General features: G+C 66.8%; 19 protein-coding genes. 11 read left to right on the top strand and 8 right to left on the bottom strand.

The window, feature by feature from the left end; genetic code table 11:
- Positions 1 to 81 precede the first annotated feature (81 nt).
- The 3 genes from ACI3KX_RS10005 (at position 82) to ACI3KX_RS09995 (ending at position 2458) form a co-directional block, all read left to right on the top strand.
- Positions 82 to 1032, top strand: coding sequence for a DUF4862 family protein (locus ACI3KX_RS10005; protein WP_404909590.1), 951 nt, complete (start codon positions 82 to 84; stop codon positions 1030 to 1032).
- Positions 1025 to 1516, top strand: coding sequence for a LacI family DNA-binding transcriptional regulator (locus tag ACI3KX_RS10000; RefSeq protein WP_404909589.1), 492 nt, complete (start codon positions 1025 to 1027; stop codon positions 1514 to 1516). The genes ACI3KX_RS10005 and ACI3KX_RS10000 overlap by 8 nt, the downstream gene beginning before the upstream one ends.
- Before the next feature lie 72 nt (positions 1517 to 1588).
- A complete protein-coding gene (locus ACI3KX_RS09995; protein WP_404909588.1) occupies positions 1589 to 2458 on the top strand; it encodes a DeoR/GlpR family DNA-binding transcription regulator in 870 nt (289 codons plus the stop codon).
- A 37-nt stretch (positions 2459 to 2495) separates the two neighbouring features.
- Here the strand turns inward: ACI3KX_RS09995 and ACI3KX_RS09990 are convergent, their stop codons facing one another.
- The 5 genes from ACI3KX_RS09990 to ACI3KX_RS09970 form a co-directional block, all read right to left on the bottom strand.
- Positions 2496 to 3311 carry a LacI family DNA-binding transcriptional regulator gene (locus ACI3KX_RS09990; RefSeq protein WP_404909587.1) on the bottom strand — a complete coding sequence of 272 codons (816 nt, stop codon included), beginning with the start codon at positions 3309 to 3311 and terminating at the stop codon, positions 2496 to 2498.
- Positions 3312 to 3461: 150 nt separating this feature from the next.
- Positions 3462 to 5750: an FAD-dependent oxidoreductase gene (locus ACI3KX_RS09985; protein WP_404909586.1), complete on the bottom strand. Its 2289-nt coding sequence runs from the start codon at positions 5748 to 5750 to the stop codon at positions 3462 to 3464.
- A gap of 88 nt (positions 5751 to 5838) precedes the next feature.
- Positions 5839 to 7164, bottom strand: a complete 1326-nt coding sequence (locus tag ACI3KX_RS09980) for an ABC transporter substrate-binding protein (protein ID WP_404909585.1) — start codon at positions 7162 to 7164, stop codon at positions 5839 to 5841.
- Between the two features lie 67 nt (positions 7165 to 7231).
- A complete protein-coding gene (locus ACI3KX_RS09975) occupies positions 7232 to 8119 on the bottom strand; it encodes a carbohydrate ABC transporter permease (protein WP_404909616.1) in 888 nt (295 codons plus the stop codon).
- 53 nt (positions 8120 to 8172) lie between these two features.
- Positions 8173 to 8994: a sugar ABC transporter permease gene (locus ACI3KX_RS09970; RefSeq protein ID WP_331912818.1), complete on the bottom strand. Its 822-nt coding sequence runs from the start codon at positions 8992 to 8994 to the stop codon at positions 8173 to 8175.
- Between the two features lie 371 nt (positions 8995 to 9365).
- On the opposite strand from ACI3KX_RS09970, the gene ACI3KX_RS09965 reads away from it, so the two are divergent.
- From ACI3KX_RS09965 to ACI3KX_RS09955, 3 genes are all read left to right on the top strand, one after another.
- Complete coding sequence (locus tag ACI3KX_RS09965; protein ID WP_331912816.1) at positions 9366 to 10808, top strand: sulfatase-like hydrolase/transferase; 1443 nt, start codon at positions 9366 to 9368, stop codon at positions 10806 to 10808.
- Positions 10809 to 10846: 38 nt separating this feature from the next.
- Complete coding sequence (locus tag ACI3KX_RS09960; protein ID WP_404909584.1) at positions 10847 to 12124, top strand: BNR-4 repeat-containing protein; 1278 nt, start codon at positions 10847 to 10849, stop codon at positions 12122 to 12124.
- 119 nt (positions 12125 to 12243) lie between these two features.
- The gene (locus tag ACI3KX_RS09955) at positions 12244 to 13041 is read left to right on the top strand and encodes an IclR family transcriptional regulator (RefSeq protein WP_331912812.1); all 798 of its coding nucleotides are present in this window, start codon (positions 12244 to 12246) and stop codon (positions 13039 to 13041) included.
- Here the strand turns inward: ACI3KX_RS09955 and ACI3KX_RS09950 are convergent.
- From ACI3KX_RS09950 to ACI3KX_RS09940, 3 genes are read right to left on the bottom strand one after another with little or no spacing between them, the layout of a single operon-like run.
- The gene (locus ACI3KX_RS09950) at positions 13011 to 13610 is read right to left on the bottom strand and encodes a DUF624 domain-containing protein (protein WP_116194289.1); all 600 of its coding nucleotides are present in this window, start codon (positions 13608 to 13610) and stop codon (positions 13011 to 13013) included. The two genes, ACI3KX_RS09955 and ACI3KX_RS09950, sit on opposite strands and share 31 nt — an antisense overlap.
- Positions 13607 to 14365 carry an SDR family oxidoreductase gene (locus ACI3KX_RS09945; RefSeq protein WP_331912810.1) on the bottom strand — a complete coding sequence of 253 codons (759 nt, stop codon included), beginning with the start codon at positions 14363 to 14365 and terminating at the stop codon, positions 13607 to 13609. Before ACI3KX_RS09945 ends, ACI3KX_RS09950 begins: the two co-directional genes overlap by 4 nt.
- Positions 14344 to 15360 (bottom strand): dihydrodipicolinate synthase family protein, encoded by a 1017-nt coding sequence (locus ACI3KX_RS09940; RefSeq protein WP_404909583.1) that lies wholly within the window; start codon positions 15358 to 15360, stop codon positions 14344 to 14346. Before ACI3KX_RS09940 ends, ACI3KX_RS09945 begins: the two co-directional genes overlap by 22 nt.
- A gap of 50 nt (positions 15361 to 15410) precedes the next feature.
- Between ACI3KX_RS09940 and ACI3KX_RS09935 the strand changes: the two genes are divergently transcribed.
- From ACI3KX_RS09935 to ACI3KX_RS09915, 5 genes are all read left to right on the top strand, one after another.
- Positions 15411 to 16856 carry an ABC transporter substrate-binding protein gene (locus ACI3KX_RS09935; RefSeq protein WP_404909582.1) on the top strand — a complete coding sequence of 482 codons (1446 nt, stop codon included), beginning with the start codon at positions 15411 to 15413 and terminating at the stop codon, positions 16854 to 16856.
- Positions 16857 to 16929: 73 nt separating this feature from the next.
- Positions 16930 to 17856 (top strand): carbohydrate ABC transporter permease, encoded by a 927-nt coding sequence (locus tag ACI3KX_RS09930; RefSeq protein WP_116194285.1) that lies wholly within the window; start codon positions 16930 to 16932, stop codon positions 17854 to 17856.
- Positions 17853 to 18779 (top strand): carbohydrate ABC transporter permease, encoded by a 927-nt coding sequence (locus tag ACI3KX_RS09925; RefSeq protein WP_301113659.1) that lies wholly within the window; start codon positions 17853 to 17855, stop codon positions 18777 to 18779. Before ACI3KX_RS09930 ends, ACI3KX_RS09925 begins: the two co-directional genes overlap by 4 nt.
- Positions 18763 to 19644 carry an SMP-30/gluconolactonase/LRE family protein gene (locus tag ACI3KX_RS09920; protein ID WP_404909581.1) on the top strand — a complete coding sequence of 294 codons (882 nt, stop codon included), beginning with the start codon at positions 18763 to 18765 and terminating at the stop codon, positions 19642 to 19644. The genes ACI3KX_RS09925 and ACI3KX_RS09920 overlap by 17 nt, the downstream gene beginning before the upstream one ends.
- Positions 19641 to 20804 carry a mandelate racemase/muconate lactonizing enzyme family protein gene (locus ACI3KX_RS09915; RefSeq protein ID WP_404909580.1) on the top strand — a complete coding sequence of 388 codons (1164 nt, stop codon included), beginning with the start codon at positions 19641 to 19643 and terminating at the stop codon, positions 20802 to 20804. Before ACI3KX_RS09920 ends, ACI3KX_RS09915 begins: the two co-directional genes overlap by 4 nt.
- Positions 20805 to 20833: the final 29 nt, after the last annotated feature.

Below are 20833 nucleotides of genomic sequence, written 5' to 3'. Positions count from 1 at the left end.
GCGCCGACGCGGAAGTGACGACCAACACTCGATATGAGTCATGGATTCATAATATGGTTACTGCATGTCCGGGGTGAAGGAATGAGCAACTCGATGTCGGATCCAGCCGGTACGCCCGAGCCGCTCTTCGTGCTCGGCGCGTACGCCCTGCTCGGTGGATTGGACGATCGCGCGAAGCGTCAGGTCCTCGATGAGCTGGCAGCACGCGAGGTCGTCCAGGCTCTCGAATGCTCGATCGACGAAGAGCAGCCGCCGTGGGCGTTCGATCCACGACCCGAGTGCACCGACCTCGTGTTCACGCTCGTCGGCGGGAGTGTGCGACGGCTGGCCGGCGATCCTGAGTTCGGCCTCGCATCGGCGAGCCGGGGCGGCAGGTCGGATGCGATCGCCTACGCACGGGACGCGCTTGCCGAGGTGCGTCGAGCGAACGACAGAGGCGGGCGGCCCCGTGTACGTGCGATCGAGCTGCATTCCGCCCCCTCAGGCGGAGACCCTGGGTGCTTCGGCGACTCGCTCGCCGAGGTCGCCGGGTGGGACTGGGAAGGGGCGCAAGTCGTCGTCGAGCACTGCGATGCTCCAAGGCCAGGTCCTACCTCCAAGGGATTTCTGCACCTCAGAGATGAGATCGCCGCGATCGCACGCGCTGATTGCGGCGTGCGGATGGTCGTCAACTGGGGCCGCTCGGCAATCGAGGGGCGAAGCGTCCTCACGCCGCTCGCGCATGCTCGCGAAGTTCGTGAGGCGGGGCTGCTGGAGGGCATCATGTTCTCCGGCTGCAGCGATCGTCCCGATCAGCGCGGCGGCGCGTGGGCCGACTTCCATCTCCCGGTCGTCGACGTCGACGATCCTGCCGATGGCTCGCTACTGGATGGTTCGGCGATTCGCGCAACGTTGCAAGCGGCAGGAACGCCGCGCTTCGTCGGTGTGAAAGTCTCGCTCGGGCCTCACGCGCCCATCGAAGCCCGGATGTCCGCGGTCGACCGTTCCATGAACGAACTCCTCGCAGCGTTGGCGAGTCGAGCGCATGCATGACTTGCCGACGTTGAAGGATGTGGCGCGTGAGGCAGGCGTGTCGCCGTCTACGGCCTCGCGAGTTCTCAACGGCTCACGCCGCGCCGTCTCCGCACCCAATGTCCGGCGCGTGATCGAGGCGGGTGAACGGCTGGGCTATGTCCCGAACTTCGCCGCTCAGGCGGTCGCGCACAAGCTGAGCCCGATGTGCATCCTGCTGACTCCCGCGCCGTGGGATCCGTCATCCTGGGCCGTCGTCCGCGATGCCGTGCAACTGGCCCACGACCGTTCCCTCTACGCGGTCGTGCTGCCGATCCATGGTGGGCTGATCAGGACGTTCCGTCTGGCGCGGGCGTTCATGCCCACCGAGATCGGGATGGTGTCGTCGGACTTGGCATCCGTCGAGGATCCGGATCTGCGGGAGGAGTTCGCCGAGTTCTTGGATCTGGGCGGTACGCTCCTGTACCTGACAGGACCAGGATCGTTGAGCCGCGGGCAGTCATGACTCTCTCGTGGATCAGGGAGCATCCGCGGCGTATCGCCAGGGCCACGGCCCGACAGACATGGCAGACTGACGATGGAGCCGAAGGGAGCGCCCGTGCTGGTCTCGAGACGACGGTCGCGGATCATCGAGGAAGCCCGCCGGCGCGGGGCAGCGTCCATCTCGCTGCTCGCCGACGAACTCGGTGTGAGCCCGATGACGATCCGGCGTGACATCGAGGCGCTCGCCGCAGAGGGGCTGGTCGATAAGGTTCGAGGCGGTGTCGCCCTCCCGCGAGCCACCGGCTCCGGTGCGCAAGCCTTCGATTCGCGCAAGGGCCGGATGCCGCTGGAGAAGCGCGCGATCGCCCGCCGCGCCGCCCGGCTCGTCAAGCCCGGAATGGCGGTGGCTCTCTCGAGCGGCACCACCATCTGGGCGTTGGCGCAGGAACTGCGTTCCGTGCCCGAGCTCACCATCGTGACGAACTCCTTGCCGGTGGCCGACCTGTTCGCGCGCCCCGCGCGCGCTGACGAGCCCTACACGCAGACCGTCGTGCTGACAGGTGGCGTGCGTACTCCGTCCGAGGCGCTGGTCGGCCCGGTCGCGGTACGCACGCTCGAGCATCTGCACTGTGACATCGCCTTCCTCGGCGTTCACGGCATGGATATCAGCGCCGGATTCACCGCGACGAATCTCCTGGAGGCCGAAACAGATCGCGCGCTCGTCGCGGCCGGGGGAGAGGCCGTCGTGCTCGCGGACTCCGCCAAGTGGGGAATCGTCGGTCTCACCACGATCCTCGATCTGAACGACGTCGACCGGCTCGTGACGGACGACGGTCTGGCGCCGGAAGCGCGCGCGGAACTCGACGCGCGCGTACGCGAGTTGTGGGTGGTCCCCGTCGGAACCGAGATCGTCGTCGATGACGTCGACATCGATGAATTCGCACCGACACGCGCTCGTCGGTGACGTTGTACCGGTGATCCGGGTGCTCCGTGGGGGGAACTCAGCGTGCCGTGCTCGTACGGGGGATGATCGTTGCCTTCACGATCACGTGGCGCACCGGGAGGTCGACCCCGGGAGGCGTCGTGATCTGGCGCTCCAGCTCGCTCAGCGCTGTCTCGACGATCGCGTCGTTGTCCGGCGCCACGGAGGTGAGCGCGGGCACGGAGGTCCGTGCAGCGCGCACGTCGTCGATGCCGATGACCGCCACATTTGCAGGAACCCGCAGTCCCGCGTCGTGGAGTGCGGCCAGCACACCGAACGCGACGGAGTCGTTCGCGCACACGACGCCGTCCAGTGAGACGCCCAGGCCCACGAGCGTGCGCATGGCCCGGAGACCTTCGCCTGAAGTGAAGGAGTCGACCTGGGCCACGAGCGCGCCGTCCGGATCGAGTCCCAGCGTGGCGAGGGCGTCCTGGTATCCGGTGTAGCGGCGGTCCGCGGCATCCGAGGGGTGAGTGTTGCGGGGACCGATGTAGGCGATGCGCCGGCATCCGGCTGCCGCCAGATGGGCGGTCGCGTCGTAGGCGGCCGCGCGGTTGTCGATGGTGATGTGCGTGAACGGGCTCGCCTCGATGTGCTCGCCCACCAGCACCAAGGGTCCAGGTGAGGTTCGGCGCGTCAGGTCGCCCACCGTGAGAGAGCGCGGGATGTGGATCAGCCCATCGATCGGGGGGAGCCCGATTCCATTGGCGATGTTCACCTCGCGGTCGTGGTCGCCTTCGGTCTGCTGTATCAGGATCGACACTCCGCGGGCGTCCGCGCGGCGTACCAGGAGCGCGGTCAGCTCGGCGAAGTAGGGCTCCTCGAGGTCCGGCACTGCGAGCGCGATGAGACCTGTTCGCTGGCGACGCGGAAGCGGCGCGCTGCGCCGAGTCGCAGCGGGAGTTGTGGCCACTGAGGTGCTCTTTCCATCATCTTTGCGGAGCGCTGCCCAGCCCTCCGATGTTCACCGTAGCGGCTGCTTCGCTTATCGCTGCACCCGGATGGCGACCACTCGCGCCTCGCGTGCACCGTTGGTCGCCGTCACCAGGAGGCGGACGGCGGAAATGGCCCCGAGGTCCGAGGGCAGCTGGTGGATGCGGTGACGGTGACGGTTGGCCTCGATCGCGGCGATCGAGCGCCACTGCGGGACCGCGGATCCCGCAGCCGTTGACTCGCCAGCGGGAAGGACCTCGAGCCGGTAGTCGCGCACCAGCTGCGGGAGCACCTCGTCGGGGCTGCGGTGGTGGTGCAGTGTGTTGAGTTCGAGGTCGACGTCGTCGTCGAAGACGAGCCGCACCTCGTGAGCCGTGACCGGAGTCTCCCAGTCCAGCCGCAGCCACTCGCCGCGACCCGGGGTGAGTGGCGCAGACGCCCATGCGTTCGGTCCTGCGAACGGGCGCTGGTACCCGCCGACCGCGCGCGCCGGAGCATGCGCCTCGCTCTCAGGCGACACGCTGAAGACGACCGAGAGCCCCCGCAGGGGTTTGGTCGGCCACTGCACGAGCAGCCCCTCGTGACTGATCTGGACATTGCGGTCATCGTTGTCGGCACGTCGGACCACTGTCAGAACGCCCGGTGGCAGCGGGTGAGTCGTGTGCACCGTCACGTGGCGGTTGGCGCGCAGCACGATCACCGCGTTCTGCGGCCCCGTGGGGGCGAATGCCGCGGGCACGGTGATCCAGCGCGCCCCCCCGGCCGCCAGCGACACCGTCGCGGAGTGCTCGCGGTCGGCCGGTACGACGTTCTGCGGCTTGCCGGTCGAGAAGACCTCCACCGTGAGCTCGGTGTCGCACTCCGCAGCCACGTAGAGGTCGACGCTCTCGAGCCGCGGGTGGACGGGCACCACGATGCCGACATCGTGCGAGAGGGGCAGGGGAGTGCGTACCTCTGTGTCGCCGATTCCCGCACAGATGCGGCTGCGAGAGCTCGATGCTGTGACGCGGGCGCCCAGGGCGAGGTCGTCGGGGTCGGCGTTGGCGACGCCCAGCACGGAGGCGTCCCACCGCAGCAGGGTCTGGCGAAGCTCTTCTCGATGCTCCCGGTACAGCGTGCGCGGTTCGAGGTCGAGCTGGACGCAGAGCGCCGCGGCCGTGCCGGCGGCTTCGCCCATCGCGGCGCAGGTGGCCATGACGCGGGCGGCGCCGAACGCGATATGCGTGGCGGACACGTCGCGCCCGGCCATGAGCATGTTGTCGACGTTGGCCGAATACAGCGACCGGAACGGGATCTCGAAGACACCGTCTGAGAACCGCTGCAGTGCGCCCGCCCCCTCCGCGTACATCCCCTGCGAGGGGTGGAGATCGATCGACCAGCCGCCGAATGCGACGCCGTCGTCGAAGCTCGTCTGCGCCATCACGTCGCCCTGGTGAAGGGTGTAGTCGCCGACGAAGCGGCGGTACTCCCGCTTGCCCGGGACGTTGCCGATCCACTCGAGCGTGAGGTTGTCGGCGTCGAAGCGGCCGGAGTTCTTGATGTAGTCCCAGATACCGAGGATCACCGAACGCAGTTCGTCGCGGATCCGCTCGTTGTCGTGCACGATGTCGAGCTCGCCGCCCCACTCGATCCACCAGTAGTGAGCGCCGCTGTCGCCGCTGCGGATGATGCGCGAGTCCGGGATCGGCGTGGAGGTGATGTCTTTGGCGGTCTCGGGCGCCACATACTTCACCGGGTAGCCGAGATCGCGCGTATAGAAGAGCAGTGTCGAGCCCAGGAACTCGCGCACCGGCTCCTCGGGCGCCCAGTCCTCGCCGAACTCCGAGCGGCCCTCCTTGCCGAGGCGGTACCTCGCCCCGGCAAGGTGGCCGATCAGTCCGTCTCCGGTGCAATCGATGAAGAACGGGGCACGGAAGGTCGTGCGCACTTCCGCGCCCATCGTCCAGCCGACGACCGATCGGATGTGGCGCGCCTCGTCGGGTCCGATCGCGTCCACCTCCGATACGTCCGTGTTGAGGAATAGCGCGATGTTGGGCTCGCGTCTCACCGCGTCGAGCACGACATCATCCCAATAGACCGGGTTGCCCTCCGGGTTGCGGAACTGATTCTCGACGTACAGCTCACCGATGATGCCGGTCTCGCGAGCCCAGCGCTGGTTGCCGTGGGCGGTGGCCCCGCACACCCACACCCGTACCTCCGAGGACGAGTTGCCACCCAGGACCGGCCGATTGTTCACCAGGACCACCCGCCGACCTTGGCGCGCCGCCGCGACGGCGGCGCAGACACCTGCGAGGCCGCCGCCGACGATGACGATGTCTGCTTCGACGGTCTGTGTGCGCATTTGCGTATTTCCTTCTCGGGCGGCCCCCGCGTGTGGCGAGGGCGAGGTCGGTCGAGGCTGCGAAGATGCCGGGGCGTCGCGCCGGCTGCTAACCGATCAGCGTCTGAGCGATGCGGCCCGCTTCTGTCATGGCATCCTTCGGACTCTGCTGGCCGATGAGAACCGACTGCACCTTCTCTGCGATCGTCGACTCGATCTGGGCGTACTGCGTGTACTGCCAGAACGGGTTGGTGGTCGCCGTCGCCGTGATGCGCTCGCTGAAGGTCGCGCCGAACGCATCGCCGAGAACCTCCTCGGACGACAACGCTTTCTCGGTCACCGGCGGCAGCCCACGCACCTCGTGGTCGGCCAGCACGGCCGTGAGATCGGATGTCGCCCATCGCGCGAAGTCCGCCGCCGTCTCGGCGCCTTCGCCTGAGACGATGGCGATCGCGTTGCCCCACACCAATGCGCGAGGAGCATCACCCACCTCGAGCACGGGCCGCGAGACGGGGACGAGCTTGGAGGCGAGCTTCGGATCCGGCGAATCCTTGGTGACCGCGTTCCTTCCGACCGGGGCGTCGTCGTAGATCGCCGCGCGTCCCTGACAGAACAGCGAGCGTGCGTCGAACCGATCGACATCGGCTGCGATGAGGCCCTGGTCGTAGAGCGACTTGTACCACGCGACCGCCGCCACACTCGCCTCGTCGCCGATCGTGACCTCCCCGTCCTCGACGAGGGGACTGCCGAAGGTCTCCATCCAGATCAGAACGTCCTTCAGCTGCGCCGCCTTGGTCGATGCCGCATACGGGATCAGCCCGCCACCCAGGCCTTTCAGCCTCTTCAGCGCCGTCTCGTAGTCGTCGATCGTCACAGGGAAGTCGTCGCTCGGGATGTCTGCCTTGTCGAGGATCTCGGAGTTGGCGAGAAGGCCGATCGCGCCGATCGTCCAGGGAAACGCGTACTGCACGCCGTGGAACTGCGCGGCCTCCAGTGCGGCCTGCGTGTACCCGCGATCCTTCGTCACGGCAGACACGTCCTGCAGCGTGCCGAGGGCGGCCAGCGAGCCGAGCCAGGCGACGTCGACCTGTGCGGCACCCATGAACTGGCCGCCCCGGATCTGCAGCATGATCTGGTTGAAGTACTCGTTGTACGGGAACGACACCTCACCGATCGTGATGTGCTGGGCATCCGAGTAGCCCGCGAGGAGAGCCTTGATCGCGGGCGCAGAGGCTTCCTCGGTGAGCGCCCAGCTGGCGAAGTCGAAGTCGGTCGGCGTGAAGCTTCCACCGGCTGCGGCGGTCGGTGTGGTCGGAGATGTTCCGACGCCGGTGGGAGCGCATGCGGCCAGAGCGGCGCCGGCGGCGCCGATTCCGAGCAGCTGCAGGGCGCGACGACGCGTGAGAGTGGCGTTCATGAGGGTGGATTCGGACATGGAGGTTCCTCCTCTTCGAGGGTTCGGGGAACTGCGGGGTGAGACGTGAGGACCGGGCTCAGGGCTGTCAACCCTTCACCGCTCCGGCGGTCAAGCCGCCGACGAGGTAGCGCTGAAGGGCGATGAAGGCGATGGCGACAGGCAGCGAGGTCACGATGGACGCGGCCATGAGTTCTGGCCACGCGGTCGATGCCTCGCCGATGAAGGTGTTGACGAGGCCGGGCGGAAGGGTCTGCTTGTCGGGACCGGCCAGCGTCAGCGCGAAGATGAGGTCGTTCCAGCCGCGGACGAATGCGAACAGCCCCGCGGCCACGAGCCCGGGAGCCGACAGCGGCAGGACGATCGAGTGAATGGTGCGCAGGCGGGAGGCGCCGTCGACGCGTGCCGCCTCGATGAGCTCATCCGGGATGGTGTCGAAGAAGCCCTTAAGCATCCAGACGCACAGCGGCAGGGTGAAGGTCGTGAACGACAGCACGAGAGCGGTGTACGTGTTCAGGAGCCCGTACGCCGCGAACACCGTGTACAGCGTGACGAGCAGCAGGGCCTGGGGGAACATCTGCGAGGCCAGCACGAAGTACATGAGGGCGCGTCGGCCGCGGTAGCGGAACTTGGAGAACGAGTACCCCATGTACGCCGACACGAGAACGGAGAGCACGGCCGTGATGGCCGACACGATCACGCTGTTGCGCAGATAGATGAAGAGGTCGGGGTCGGCGAAGAGCTTGGCGTAGGCCTCGAGTGTGATCTCGCTGGGGATGAGGCGAGGAGGATACGCGAACACCTGCGTCGCCGGGGTCAGTGAGGTCGCCACGAGCCAATAGACCGGTAGCAGTGCGAACCCACCGAGCACGACGACAGTGATCCATGCCGAGATCCGCACACCCGGTCGCTCCGCGCGAAGTGCTCGTGTCCGGCGACGCCGACCGCGCTGACCCCCGACGACCTGGTCGATCATGACCTCGGCAGGCATCGGCGTCACGGGCCCCGCAGCCAACTGTGTCGCAGCCTTCATCGGTTCTCTCCCTTCTCCGTGAAGCGGACGTAGACGACGACGAGCACCATGAGCAGCAGCATCCATAGCAGGCCGATGGCGCCGGCACGCCCCAGATCGAACCCGTGGAAGGCCGTCTCGTATACGGCGGTCGCGAAGGTCTGGGTGCTGCCGGCGGGCCCACCGCCGGTGAGCACGTAGATGATCTCGAAATGCTGGAAGTTCCAGATGAACTCCAGCAGCAGCACGAGGCTGATGATCCCCTTCATATGCGGGACCGTGACCGCCGAGAAGCGACGGACCGTTCCCGCTCCGTCCATCTCCGCTGCCTCGTGGAGCTCGCGGGGCACGGTCTGAAGGCCGGCGAGAAGCATCACCATCATCCAGGGGAACGATTGCCAAGTCTTGGCGAGAATGACGGCCCCCATCGCCGTGGCCGGCTGAGCAAGCCAGGCCTGCGGTTCGTCGATGACCCCGATCGACTGGAGGGCGGCATTCATCACGCCGTAGTTGGCGTTGAAGATCCACATCCACAGGAACGAGACCACGACGCCGGGCACGAGCCACGGGATCAGCATCAGACCGCGCATGACCTTTGCGCCGCGGATGCGAGTGTTCAGGGCGAGCGCGAGGGCAAAACCGATCACGAACGGCAGCACGGTCGCGCCGACCGTGAACACGAGGGTCTGCGCGAGGAGCTGCGGGAACTCGCCCCCCAGCACGTCGATGACATTCGCGAGGCCGACGAATTCCCGGCCAGGCAGGACCAGGCTCTGCTCGAAGAAGGCCGTGGCGAGTGCAGTGATGAGCGGGTAGACGACCACCAACGCCAGGAGCACGAGACCAGGGCTCAGCAGAAGGAAGGCGAACTGTCCATCGGAGAGGCGTGGTCTGTGACTATTTGACAACTTATGTGAAGTAGTTGAGAGTTGTGGCAACGATTCATCCCTCAGTATCGGCGCGCCCGGGTCGAGATCCGGCCGTCATTCTGGCCGCAAGGCTGCTCATCAGCTTGGGGTGAGGCTCGCCACAGGTCAACTGATCGAGATCACAAGAGCATTACAAGATGAGATGTTCTGAGATGTTGTGTTCGATACGCTGTGAAGTAGGCTGCATTGCAATGACTGCATAACTCGCAATATGGATGGCGCTTGCACATGGCGGTGCCTAGAGTTATCGTCGAAGAAACGAGCAACGGAGTGCATGAACAATGACCGAACCCAATGTGGTGTTCATCCTGTGTGACCAGCTGCGAGCCGACTTCCTCGGCAGCTACGGTGCCGACTTCGCGCCGACTCCTCATATGGATCGCATCGCCGAGGAGGGCATCCGTTACGAGAACGCCATCTCGGCCTATCCCGTCTGTGTTCCGGCGCGCACCGCGCTCTTGACGGGAATGGACGCGATCAAGACCGGCGTCACCGACAACCTCCGCGGGCTCCGTCCGGACTATCGCGACCTCGGGATGCGTACCTGGCCCGAGCTGCTCGCCGAGCGCGGCTACCTCACGGCAGCCATCGGCAAGATGCACTTCTATCCGTGGGACGCGTCCTGGGGATTCGGCTACCGCGTCATCGCCGAAGACAAGCGCTGGCTGAATGTTCATGATGATCACGATCACGCGCTCCGCAAGGCGGGCTATCGCAAGCGACACGGTGACGAGTTCGAGGGCTATCACGAGCACAAGGGCGCCGTCGTCAACGACACCCCGCGCGAGCTGACGCCCGACGGCTTCGTCGGCGACGCCGCAGTCGAGTTCATCGAGACCTACGCCGGCGACGGCCCCTTCGCGCTCATGGTCGGATTCCCCGGCCCGCACTGTCAGTACGATCCTCACCCTGACACCTTGGAGCGCGTGGACGCCGGCAAAGTCCCGCACGCCGTCCCCGCCGTACCTGAGAACACCGGAGTTCTTCGTCAGAAGAACATCGAGGGCAATCTGCGTGCGTGGAACCGGGTCGACTACACCGACTTCCCTGAGGAGTCGAAAGACAGGATCCGCGCCCACTATGCAGCGCTCGTCGCCCAGATCGATGACGAGATCGGGCGGGTCGTCGCCGCCCTCGAGCAGGCGGGCGTCGCCGAGAACACCGTCATCATCCTCTCGAGCGATCATGGCGACCTGCTCGGCGATCACGACATGATCGGGAAGGGCATGTACTTCGAGGGTGCTATCCGAGTTCCCATCCTCGTGAAGATCCCCGGCGGTCCGCGGCACCGCGTGGAGCCCCAACTCGTCGAACTCCACGACATCACGGCGACGATCCTCGAGCAGGCGGGGTGCGCTGTGCCCAGCTACATGGACAGCGTCCCCTTGCCCGCGACCACCACCGCGGACGGCGGGCGCGAGGTGATCTTCGGAATGCTCACGGGCGGTTGGATGGCATACGACGGTCGCTGGAAACTGCACAAGTACGCCACGGGTGAGATTCTCCTGTTCGACCTTGAGAACGATCCGTTCGAACAGCGAAATCTCGTGCGCGATCCAGCCCACCTCGAGGTGTTCCTCCGCCTCGATCAGGCCCTGACCGTCGAGGTCCTCGATTCGCTCAAGGTCCTCACCGATGACCGCGCCGTGCCCGTCGGCTGGAGCGTCGACGCGTTCGGGCGCCGCGGCTGGGAGCGGCCATACCCCAATCCGCTGACCGCCTGAGCCCCGCGCGGGGCCCCGGAGATGCAAAGGAGCATCGCATGAAGAGAACGAGTCTGGCGGGCGCGCTCGCGCTCGCCGCCGTCACCGCCGCCGTCCTCGTGCCGGCATCCGCCACCGCCGGGACGGCGTCGTTGGATGTGGTGCCGTACGACATGGACGCGTCGAACCTCGCTGGGTGGTGGACGCCGCTGGAGACGTACGTCGGGGCGACCGAGAACACCTATATGGCGTTCAACACCCCCGCCGGAACGGGCACGCATCACGTGTCCGTCGCTGAGCGCATCACCTCCAGCGGTGTCGTCACCTGGGCCGAACATCGATTGCTCGATGGCGGCGTTCCCGCCGAGTTCGACAACGACCTGGGACACGCCCAGCCTTCGGTCGCACGCGATGGGAACGGCGAGCTCCACGTGTTCGCAGGGATGCATACGGATCCGTGGAAGTACTACCGATCCAATGGGCTCGGAGACCTCGAGAACGAATCGGCAGAAATGCCGGACCAGGACACGAAGGTCACCTATCCCGTTCTCGCGACCGCACCGAACGGTGACGTCTACCTCGCGGCGCGCGTCGACCGACTCGACTCTGCAGGCAACGTCGTTTCACGGCCGGGCAGGCTGTACCAATGGGACGTCTCGTCGCAGCAATGGAATTCGGTCGGAATCTTCGCCGAGGAGTCGGGCAAGGCGGTCTACCCCGACGACATTCAAGTCGATGCGAGCGGGAACGTGCACCTCGTGTACAGCTGGTCGCGATTCCCCAGCTCCGGCTACCGGCATGCGCTGAGCTACATCGTCTACAAGCCCGGCACCAGCACCTTCGAAGACAGCGGCGGCGCCACCATGACGCTTCCCACGACGCCGTCCACATCGGACGTGATCCAGACGCTCTCGGGCACCGAGGATTACGCCCTCGACGATCTCGGGGTCCAGACGGCCAAACTCACCCTGGACGGTTCGGACCCGAAGGTCGCCTACCGGTACCGCAGTCCTGATTCGGGCAGCATCTTCGAGGTCCGCTTCGCTGAGAACACCGGCAGCTCGTGGCTGAGCGACATCGTGCACTCCGGCACGCAGACGCGAGCCACCGTCGATGTGACCTGGCATCCCACAGAGGGGGCTCGCGTGTACTACGTGGTGAACTCGGGTACCGATCGCGCGTTCGTCGCGACTGACACCGGAGCCGCCTGGGCGTCCCACTCCGTCGCCGACGGTCTGCCGATCGAACGCATCGCCGTAGAGCGCACCGCCGCGAACAAGGACATTCTGTACCTGGTCGATGTGGCCAATGGTGACCTCATCTACGGGCGCCACTAGTCGTCAGCAACACGATGCGGGGCCGGGTCGCATGGCGGCCCGGCCCCGCCTCATCCATATGGTGGATGAGGATGGCATATTGAGATACCCTATGTGTCAAGTGAACCTGGAGGTAGCCCGTGACCACCGCCGATCGATCCGTCCCGGGAACGCAGAGCATAGACCGCGCTCTCAGCCTGCTGAGCGCGTTCAGCCCCGAGCGGCCACGCCAGCGTGTCGCCGACCTCGTGGCTGCCACGGGTCTCGGGCAGTCCACGGTCTCGAGGATGGTCTCGGCGATGACGGCACTCGGCTTCCTCCGTCACCATCCGCAGACCGGGATGTACTCGCTGGGGGCGGAGGTGGTGAACCTCGCCGGGATCATGCTCAACGACCACCCGGTCCATTCGGCCGCACGCCAGGTCGCACAGTCCCTCGCGGCACGACTGGGCACCGGCGTCAACGTGGCCGAACGCGCTGACGCGCATCTGTCGTACCTGTGCAACTTCGAGGGTGCTGATGCGCCGCGCAACTCCACTCTCATCGGTCGTGGCGGCCCGTTGCACGCTACTGCCATGGGAAAGGCCCTGCTCATCGGCAAGAGCAAGGCGGAGATCACCGCGATCCTCGGAAGCGAGTTCGACCGGTACACGGTCCACACGATCACGGACGTCGACGCGCTTGCCGAAGAGGTCGCTCGCGTGGCAGAGCGAGGCTATGCCACCGAGAATGAGGAGCTCGCCCTTCGTCGCGCGTGCATCGCGGCGCCGATTCGCGATCGGTCAGGCGAGGTCGTCGCTGCTGTGTCCATTTCGGGTCCCCTCTCCGTTCTGCGGATGAACGAGCGCGAGGAGGAGCTGGCGATGATCCTCATCGAGCAGGCCGACCTGATCTCCACGGCTCTGGGCTACGTGGCCCGTGTCGCTGTCCGCGCGTAGCGCATCGCAACGAGCGAGGCGCCGAGCAGGGGCCCGCTGATTCCGAACGCGAGCACGGCCGCAGGAGAGTAGGCGACCCCGAGCACGAGAGCGGCGGCGGATGCAGCGCTCACGAGTGCCGCGGCGATCGGAACCCGAGCGAGCATCACCAGCCCGGCGCGCCAGCCCACGAGCGCGGAAGGGTCGCCGCTGAGCCGCGCGGCCGCGGGCAGGAGCAGCAGCCACGTCGCATACGCGAACGCGAAGATGGCCGCGGGCGCCGCGAGGAAAGTGCCGCGGGCAAGCCACAGGCAAAGAGCGACGAGTGCGCCGTGCGCGAGCGGGACTCCCAACCGCAGCTGCGACGACCAGAACTCGCCGCGCCAGAGCCGCCAGCTCGCGCGCCACTCGAATGCCGCATCCGGGTGCGCGAGGTACTTCGCGAGCTGTGCGGCGAGCACGTTGGTCGCGGGCGCGATTCCCAGCACGATTCCGCCGGCCAGGCAGTGGCAGAGCCAGCCGAGCTGCAGCAGAAAGAGACGGGGCACCCAGGGCACCGCCGCCCGCAGCCGCCCCGGCCAGCCCGTCATCCGCGTCGTCCGTCTCCGAAGGCATTCGCCCCATCGGCGAGTTCCGCGACGAACGAGTCGCGCGTCATCGCCGCAGCGGAGGTGATCGAGAGGCCGCCGTCGACGGGAAGGACGACCCCCGTGATGCCGGCGGCAAGCGGCGAGGCGAGGAAGGCGATCGTGTCAGCCACCTCCCTGGCAGAGACCGTGCGGCCCATCGGGTAACCGGCGTGCGTGCCGGCCGGTCCGTCGACCGCGCTGGGCGCGACCGCGTTCACCCGGATTCCGCGCGGAGCGCTGTCGAGCGCGGACTGCCGCACGAGCGCATTGATCGCGCCCTTGGATGCCGCGTAGGCCGCGCTCGCGGGATGGGCGAGATCCGCGTTGACCGACGAGATCGCGACGACCGCGCCGCCTCGACGGAGCACTTGGAGGGACCGCCGCAGCGTGTGGAACGTCGTATCGAGGGTTCCCGTCATCACGGCTCGCCAGGTCTCATCGGTCGTGTCCCACACGCGGCCTCTTCGCTGAACGGCAGCGCCGACCACCACGCAATCGAGTCCACCCAGGATGGCGGCAGCGTCGTCCACTGCCGCCTCTGCGGCCTCCGCCTGGCTCATGTCCGCCACGACGTGCGAAACGAGAGAGGGCGCTGTCGAGCCCGTTCGGTGGTCGATCCCCACGACGCGCGCGCCATGGTGGCTGAGTCGGTCGGCGATCTCCAGTCCCAGCGGGGAAAGTGATCCGACGAGTATTACGCGCGCACCGGCGAGCATTCGGCCACCTCTGTCACGTCCGACAGGACGGAGTCGAACACGTCGATCGTAGCGAGTCGCATCGCATCGCTGATCGGGCGTGCGGGTGCTCGCACCGCGGCGGACTCGATGATGCCGCGGTGGACGAGGATCTCCTTGTGCACCGCATAGGCGATGCCCGGCTGAAGCCCCCACACGAGGAGAGGAAGGAGGCGGCCATAGATCTCGCGGGCGCGGGTGTGGTCGCCAGCGGCCAGGCGGTCCAGCACGGGCACCAGAAGGTCGCTGAACTCGCAGGCAGGCATGGTGCCCACCGAGCCCAGGGCATACTCGTCCACCACGAACTGCGCGTTCATTCCGCCGATCATGAGCGTGCCGGTGAGCTCGGCGACGGGCCAGAGCGCCTCGAACTTGACGAGCGTCGGCGGCGATTCGATCTTGACGCTCACGACCGCATCCGAGAGGCACACTTTCGAGAGAGTATCCGCGCTCATCTCCAGCCCCGTCGCGCCGGGGGCATCCTGCACCATCACAGAGACCCCCAGCGAGTCCGCGCGGTCGGCGACCATGCCGAAGAAGTCGACGACCTGGGCGGGACTCGGTTTGACCATGTGCGGAGGCATGACCATCGCGGTGCGGGCGCCGCCGTCCGCGATCGCCTCCAGCTGCTCGAGAGCGGGGCCTACCCCGGGTGCGGATACCCCAGCCACAACGTGCATGTCCGGCGACACGCTCCGCAGTGTCGCGAGGATCTCCGCACGGTCGTCGGTCGTCAACGTGAAGCCCTCGCTCGCCATTCCGAAGACCGCAACGGCATCTACGCCGCATCGCTCTTCGAACGCCACGAGCCGGGCAAGGCTCGGTGCGTCAAGTGTTCCATCGTCATGGAATGGTGTTGCCAGGACGGGGATCAGGCCGGTGGCGGTGGGGCGCGTCATGGATGCTCCGTTGCTGAATCTAGAGATGATGGGATCAAAAAACGAACATAGCAACCATATGGTGGATATGAAACCCATCAGCGTGTTAGCATGCAGGGGACATCAGTCCACGACAGAGAGGTTGTGCAATGAGGCAAGGACACAGCATCGGGCGCGGCATCGCCGCAGGCCTGGTCGCGGCGGGGGTGGGGCTCTTGCTCTCCGGCTGCAGCCTGTTCGGCGCGCCGGCCGCCGAGCCCGAGGCCGGCGACGACGCGGAGTTGACGGTCGCTCTGGTTCCCGATCCGCCCGGGGCGAGCGAGTTCTACCGTGAGCAGTTCGACGCGTTCGAGGAAGCGAACCCTGGAATCACGATCAACGTCATCGAGAACCCCGCCGCGCAGCACGTCAACGCTGTCGAGCTGATGTTCCAGCAGGACGAGGCGCCTGACGTGTTCCGGGCCCAGGGAGCTGCGACACTCGATCTGTTCCACGAGCGTGGATGGGTCGCTTCCTTGGATGACCTCGTCACGGACGAGTTCATCGCCCGGTTCCCGGAGGGATCCATGGAGCCCGCGACATCCGGCCTGCATCGAGACGGTGAACTCGTGAGCGTCCCGCTGACGTGGGGGGACTGGGGGTTGACTCAACCCCTCATCTACAACGCCGAGATCCTCGCTGAGTACGGCTACGACGGCCCGCCCGAGACCTGGTCGGAGCTGGAGGAGATGGCGCGCACGATCACCGAGGGCGGCGGCGGCCAGGTGTACGGGTTCGTGCCCACCGCCACCGACGGGCTCGGCCTCTACGCCTTCGCCAACACGGCGAGCCCCGCGTCGGTGGTCAATGGGATCGACCTCACGAAGGGCGGGCCGCTGTACGAAGACGACGAGATCGTCGAGCTCGTCGACTCCTGGCGGCAGATGCAGGTCGACGGTGTGTTCGAGCCCGGCTGGGAGAGCTTCGACCAAGCGAAGACGTTCACCGAGTTCGCCGCCGGTCGCGTCGCGATGTACCCCGGTGCTGCGTGGCACGTCGCCGAGATCCGCAAGCTCTCACCCGAGATCGAGATGGAGCTCGCCGCCATCCCCACGCCCGATTCCGGTCGCGACGGCTACGTACCTCGCCTTTCGGCCTTCCAGCCGATCTGGAGCATGTCGTCGACGACCGATCACCCTGAGGCAGCCCTCAAGCTGATGGACTTCCTCTCCTCCGTCGAGTTCTACGCCGCCTACTACGAGAAGTTCGGCACGCTCACCGCATCGCCGAGCGCGTGGGAGGAGGAGGCCTCCGAGAACCCCGATCAGGCCGCACTCCTGGAGGTCTCTCCCGAACTGATCCGCACCGCACCGAACCCGCAGCTCCAGGACAACGGCGGCGCGCAGTTCTGGGCGGCGTCGGGAAGCGACGCGAACCTCTCCTGGTCGGCCGCGGCTCTGCAGTCCATCATCGGGAATGTGGACTACGCGCCGCTCGCCGCTCAGCTCACCGCATCGATGGAGGCGCTGATCACGGAGTCCGAAGGCACGGAACCGGATGTGAGAGATGCCATCACATTCCCCGACTGGGACCCGCTCGAGGACTACGTGCCGTAGTCGGCTGCCCACAGCAATCCCGTGGCCCGCGCGCAGCTTCGAACGCGCGCGGGCCTGGACCAAGAGGACCCGAATGACAAGCACGACTGCACGACACCGCGAACGTCGTAAGGCGACGATCTGGGGCTATGTGTTCATCCTTCCCCTGCTCGTACTCTTTGTGGGGTTCACGATCTGGCCGATCCTTGCCAGCTGGGGCTACTCCTTCTTCGACTGGAACGGAGTCGGCGCGCCGCAGGACTGGGTCGGGTTGGACAACTTCGTCGAAGCGCTCACCGCACCCGCCTTCTGGAACGCCTTCACCAACTCGTTCCTCTTCTCCCTCGCGGCCCTGCTGATCGAGCTGCCACTCGCGCTCGTGCTGGCAGTCATCCTGAACAACCAGTTGCTGCGCATGCGCAATCTCTACCGTCTTGCGTTCTTCCTGCCCGTGGTCGCCACCACCGCGATCGTCGGCATGGTCATGGCCGTGCTCTTCGCTCCCGTCGGTGGCGTCGTCAACGAAGCTCTCCTCGGCCTGGGGCTCGTCGAGCGGCCGGTCAACTTCCTCGGCAACCCCGACCTCGCGCTGCCCACCGTCATCGCGGTGGACATCTGGAAGGGCTTCGGAATCACTCTGATCTACTGGTTGGCCGCGTTGCAGACCGTCCCCAAGGATCTCATCGAGGCGGCTCGGATCGATGGCGCCAACGCGTTCCAGCAACTGCGATACGTCACCGTCCCCGTCCTCATCCCCATCGCCGCCGTCATCCTCCTGCTCACGTTCCAGCGCAGCCTGAACACCTTCGACCTCGTGCAGGTCATGACCGGGGGAGGGCCCATCTTCTCCACCGACGTGATCTCCACGTACATTTACCGATACGCGTTCGATCCCGGGGCAGCGGCACCGCGCTACGGCTTCGCGTGCGCAGTCGGTGTGATCTTCGGCTTGTGCACGCTGGTCCTCACCCTGCTTCAGGCACCCTTCCTCAACGCCGGAATCAGGAGGAACGCCGCATGACCGCTTCACTGACGCCGAGCATCGCCGACAGCGAACCCGCCGCAACGGGAGCCCCCATGATCCCCAAGACGCTGCCGAGCCCACGCACGGGGCGCGCCCGTGGGGAGCGTCGGCGGGTGCGATGGTGGCATCTGCTTCTCGCGCCCATCGCCTTCATCTGGGTGTATCCGTTCCTGTGGATGGTCACCGCCGCCTTCAAGTCGCAACGGGAGATGCTCCTGGGCGGTATCGGTCTCTGGCCCACCGAGTTCACACTCGACAACTTCGTGCGAGCGTGGACCGTCGGCCGGTTCGGCGAGTACACCCTGAACACCCTCGTCTTCTCGGCGGCCGTCGTGTTCATCGTCGTGGCGGTGTCGTCGCTCGCAGGATACGCACTGTCCGACCCGCACCTCGTGGGGCGCAAGGTGATCATGGGCGTCCTGATCGCCGCCATGTTCATCCCGCACGGGTACACGATCATCCCGGTGTTCCAGTTGGTCACCGCCCTGGGGCTGCAGAATGGGCTGATCGGTGCCGCGCTCGCCCAGGCATCCGGACTCGCCGTTCCCGTCCTTCTCTACGTCGGATTCTTCTCCGGTCTGCCGAAAGAGCTCCATGAGGCGGCTCGGATCGATGGGGCAGGCTACCTGCGCCGGTTCTACTCCGTCGCCCTTCCACTCGCCAAGCCGGTCACCGGCACCGTCGTGCTCCTGAATTTCATCGGCGCCTGGAACGCCTTCTTCATCCCGCTCGTCTTCACTCTGGGCCGTCCGGATCTGCGCACCCTCGGCGTCGGGATGTACAACTTCTTCGGCACGGACACCACAGACTGGACAGGTCTCGCCGCCGGCGCGTCGATCGCGATCATCCCGATCGTCATCGTGTTCCTCTTCCTCCAGCGCACATTCGTCGAGGGGGTCGCGGGTGCGGTCAAGAGCTGAGCCGATCAGTGACCGGTTCGGTCAAGCCGAGTCTCCCCGGATCGACCCCCGCTCGGGTGAACTGCTCTGGATCGATCTGATCTCGGGCTGTTTTCACACCGGTCGCTTCGCGGATGGAGCGGTGATCACCACGCGGTCGGTTCGAGTCGGCCCTCATATCGGTGCCGCCGCCCCGCTCGTCGAGCACGGCGCAGGCTGGATCGTCGCCGCCGGTCGAGATCTGGTGCATGTCACGGACGAAGGATGCCTCTCACCTCTCGTGGCCGGAATCACACCGGATGCCACCCGCACCCTCAACGACGGCGTCTGCGCCCCGGACGGATCGTTCTGGGTCGGCTCGCAGACGCATCCCCGCCGACCGGCAGGCGCGCTGTACCGAATCGATCCATCCCTGTCCGTCACGCGAGTTCTGGACGCGGTGACGGTCTCCAACGGCATCGTCTTCGACGCGACGGGCGAGACGATGTACTACGTCGACACGCTGCCGCACCGGCGGCTCGAGCGCTTCGCCGTGCACGCCGGCGGTCTCTCCGGGCGTGTCACCGTGTCGGAGTGCTCCGGCGGCAACCCTGACGGGATCGCCCTCGACGACGACGGCGATGTCTGGGTGGCGATGTGGGATGCCGCGGAAGTACGTCGCCTCACGAGCGACGGGCATACCGCGCAGATCGTGCCGCTGCCCGTGAGCAGACCGACGGCGGTCGCCCTGTGGGAGGGCGCCCTTCTCGTCACGACCGCCCGCGTGCCGGGTGAGGAGCTCGCGGGCAGGATCCTCGCCGTGGACGTCGGGCGCAGCGCCGCGCCCACTCCCGCTTTCGCGGCGACGATCGCCGGCGGCGCCGGCGTTGAAGGGACGAACACGTGACCACGACAATCCGTTCCGTCGAGACATTCCGCTTGCGGGTGCCACGCGACGACGGCGCGCCGACGGAACGCTTTCGAGCTGCGCCCCGTGTGCGCAGCATCTATCCCACCGCAGACGAACTCCTGCTCGTGCGCATCGCCACCGATGATCACGTCGGATGGGGCGAGGCTCTCGCCCCCGCTTCCCCCGAGGCGCCGGGTGCTCTCATCGACGAGGTGTTCGCGCCGTTCCTGGTGGGCGTCGACATCGCCGCCGGCGCTCGGCCGCTGACGCGCCGGTTGCAGCAGACGGGGCGTGAGCGTGGACACCTGTCGGGCATCCAGGCCGACGCGATCGCCGCAGTGGACATCGCGCTGTGGGACCTGTTCGGCCAGGTGACCGCGTTGCCCGTGAAGACACTGCTCGGTGGGGCGAACGTCGACGCCGTTCCCGTCTACATGAGCGAAGTGAACGGCGCCTCGGCGCACGCCAAGGCGGCAACTGCCGCGTTGCTCTACGAGCGAGGGATGGAACGGTTCAAAGTCCATCTCGTCGGACCGCCGGAGATCGCGCTCGCCGAGTACGACGTCGTACGCTCCGAAGTCGGAACGTCGCGCCTCGCCTTGGATGCGCACTGGGTGCACGGCGCAGGGGATGCCCGCCGGCTCGCGCGCGGACTCGACGAACGGGGCGCCTGGTTCCTCGAGGCTCCCCTCGCGCCCGAGGACGTCGACGGGCATGTGCGTCTTGCGGCCTACAGCGGCACGTCGATCGCGATAGGTGAGGCGATGCGGCACCGCTTCGAGTTCGCGCAGTGGGCGGGTGCGGGAGCGATGGCCATCGCCCAACCCGACCTCGGGCGCACGGGCATCACGGAGGCGATCTCCATCGCCACCATCATGGGCGCCCACCATATTCCCCTCGCGCCACATCATTCGATGGCGTCCGGCATCGCCTATGCAGCGGCTCTTCACGTGTCGGCGGCGGTCGATGATCTGCTGGCGGTCGAGTGGGGTCCGCGTATCGCCGAGAGGTCGGACTCCTTCCTCGATGTCGCGTTCCTCGAGCCGATCGGGACGTCCGGAGCCTGGATCGAGGGCGGAGTCGTCGCGGTTCCTGCAGGCGCCGGGCTCGGCATCCACGTCGACGAAGAGGCGGTCCGCAGGCTCGCCGCAGGATGAGTTCTCGGCCTCGGAGATGAGACCCCCTC

Origin of the sequence: Microbacterium sp. ZW CA_36, from assembly GCF_044987475.1 — a bacterium.
Lineage (GTDB): Bacteria > Actinomycetota > Actinomycetes > Actinomycetales > Microbacteriaceae > Microbacterium.
The sequence above is the reverse complement of the archived record's forward strand: the minus strand, read 5'-3'. Positions and strand labels throughout refer to the sequence as shown.

Coding starts and splice junctions, on each gene's coding strand:
- ACI3KX_RS09980 (WP_404909585.1), bottom strand. CDS start 7,164: ATGTCCGAATCCACCCTCATGAACGCCACTCTCACGCGTCGTCGCGCC.
- ACI3KX_RS09940 (WP_404909583.1), bottom strand. CDS start 15,360: ATGGGTTTCATATCCACCATATGGTTGCTATGTTCGTTTTTTGATCCC.
- ACI3KX_RS09995 (WP_404909588.1), top strand. CDS start 1,589: ATGGAGCCGAAGGGAGCGCCCGTGCTGGTCTCGAGACGACGGTCGCGG.
- ACI3KX_RS09925 (WP_301113659.1), top strand. CDS start 17,853: ATGACCGCTTCACTGACGCCGAGCATCGCCGACAGCGAACCCGCCGCA.
- ACI3KX_RS09975 (WP_404909616.1), bottom strand. CDS start 8,119: ATGATCGACCAGGTCGTCGGGGGTCAGCGCGGTCGGCGTCGCCGGACA.
- ACI3KX_RS10000 (WP_404909589.1), top strand. CDS start 1,025: ATGCATGACTTGCCGACGTTGAAGGATGTGGCGCGTGAGGCAGGCGTG.
- ACI3KX_RS09950 (WP_116194289.1), bottom strand. CDS start 13,610: ATGACGGGCTGGCCGGGGCGGCTGCGGGCGGCGGTGCCCTGGGTGCCC.
- ACI3KX_RS09945 (WP_331912810.1), bottom strand. CDS start 14,365: ATGCTCGCCGGTGCGCGCGTAATACTCGTCGGATCACTTTCCCCGCTG.
- ACI3KX_RS10005 (WP_404909590.1), top strand. CDS start 82: ATGAGCAACTCGATGTCGGATCCAGCCGGTACGCCCGAGCCGCTCTTC.
- ACI3KX_RS09935 (WP_404909582.1), top strand. CDS start 15,411: ATGAGGCAAGGACACAGCATCGGGCGCGGCATCGCCGCAGGCCTGGTC.
- ACI3KX_RS09960 (WP_404909584.1), top strand. CDS start 10,847: ATGAAGAGAACGAGTCTGGCGGGCGCGCTCGCGCTCGCCGCCGTCACC.
- ACI3KX_RS09930 (WP_116194285.1), top strand. CDS start 16,930: ATGACAAGCACGACTGCACGACACCGCGAACGTCGTAAGGCGACGATC.
- ACI3KX_RS09965 (WP_331912816.1), top strand. CDS start 9,366: ATGACCGAACCCAATGTGGTGTTCATCCTGTGTGACCAGCTGCGAGCC.
- ACI3KX_RS09985 (WP_404909586.1), bottom strand. CDS start 5,750: ATGCGCACACAGACCGTCGAAGCAGACATCGTCATCGTCGGCGGCGGC.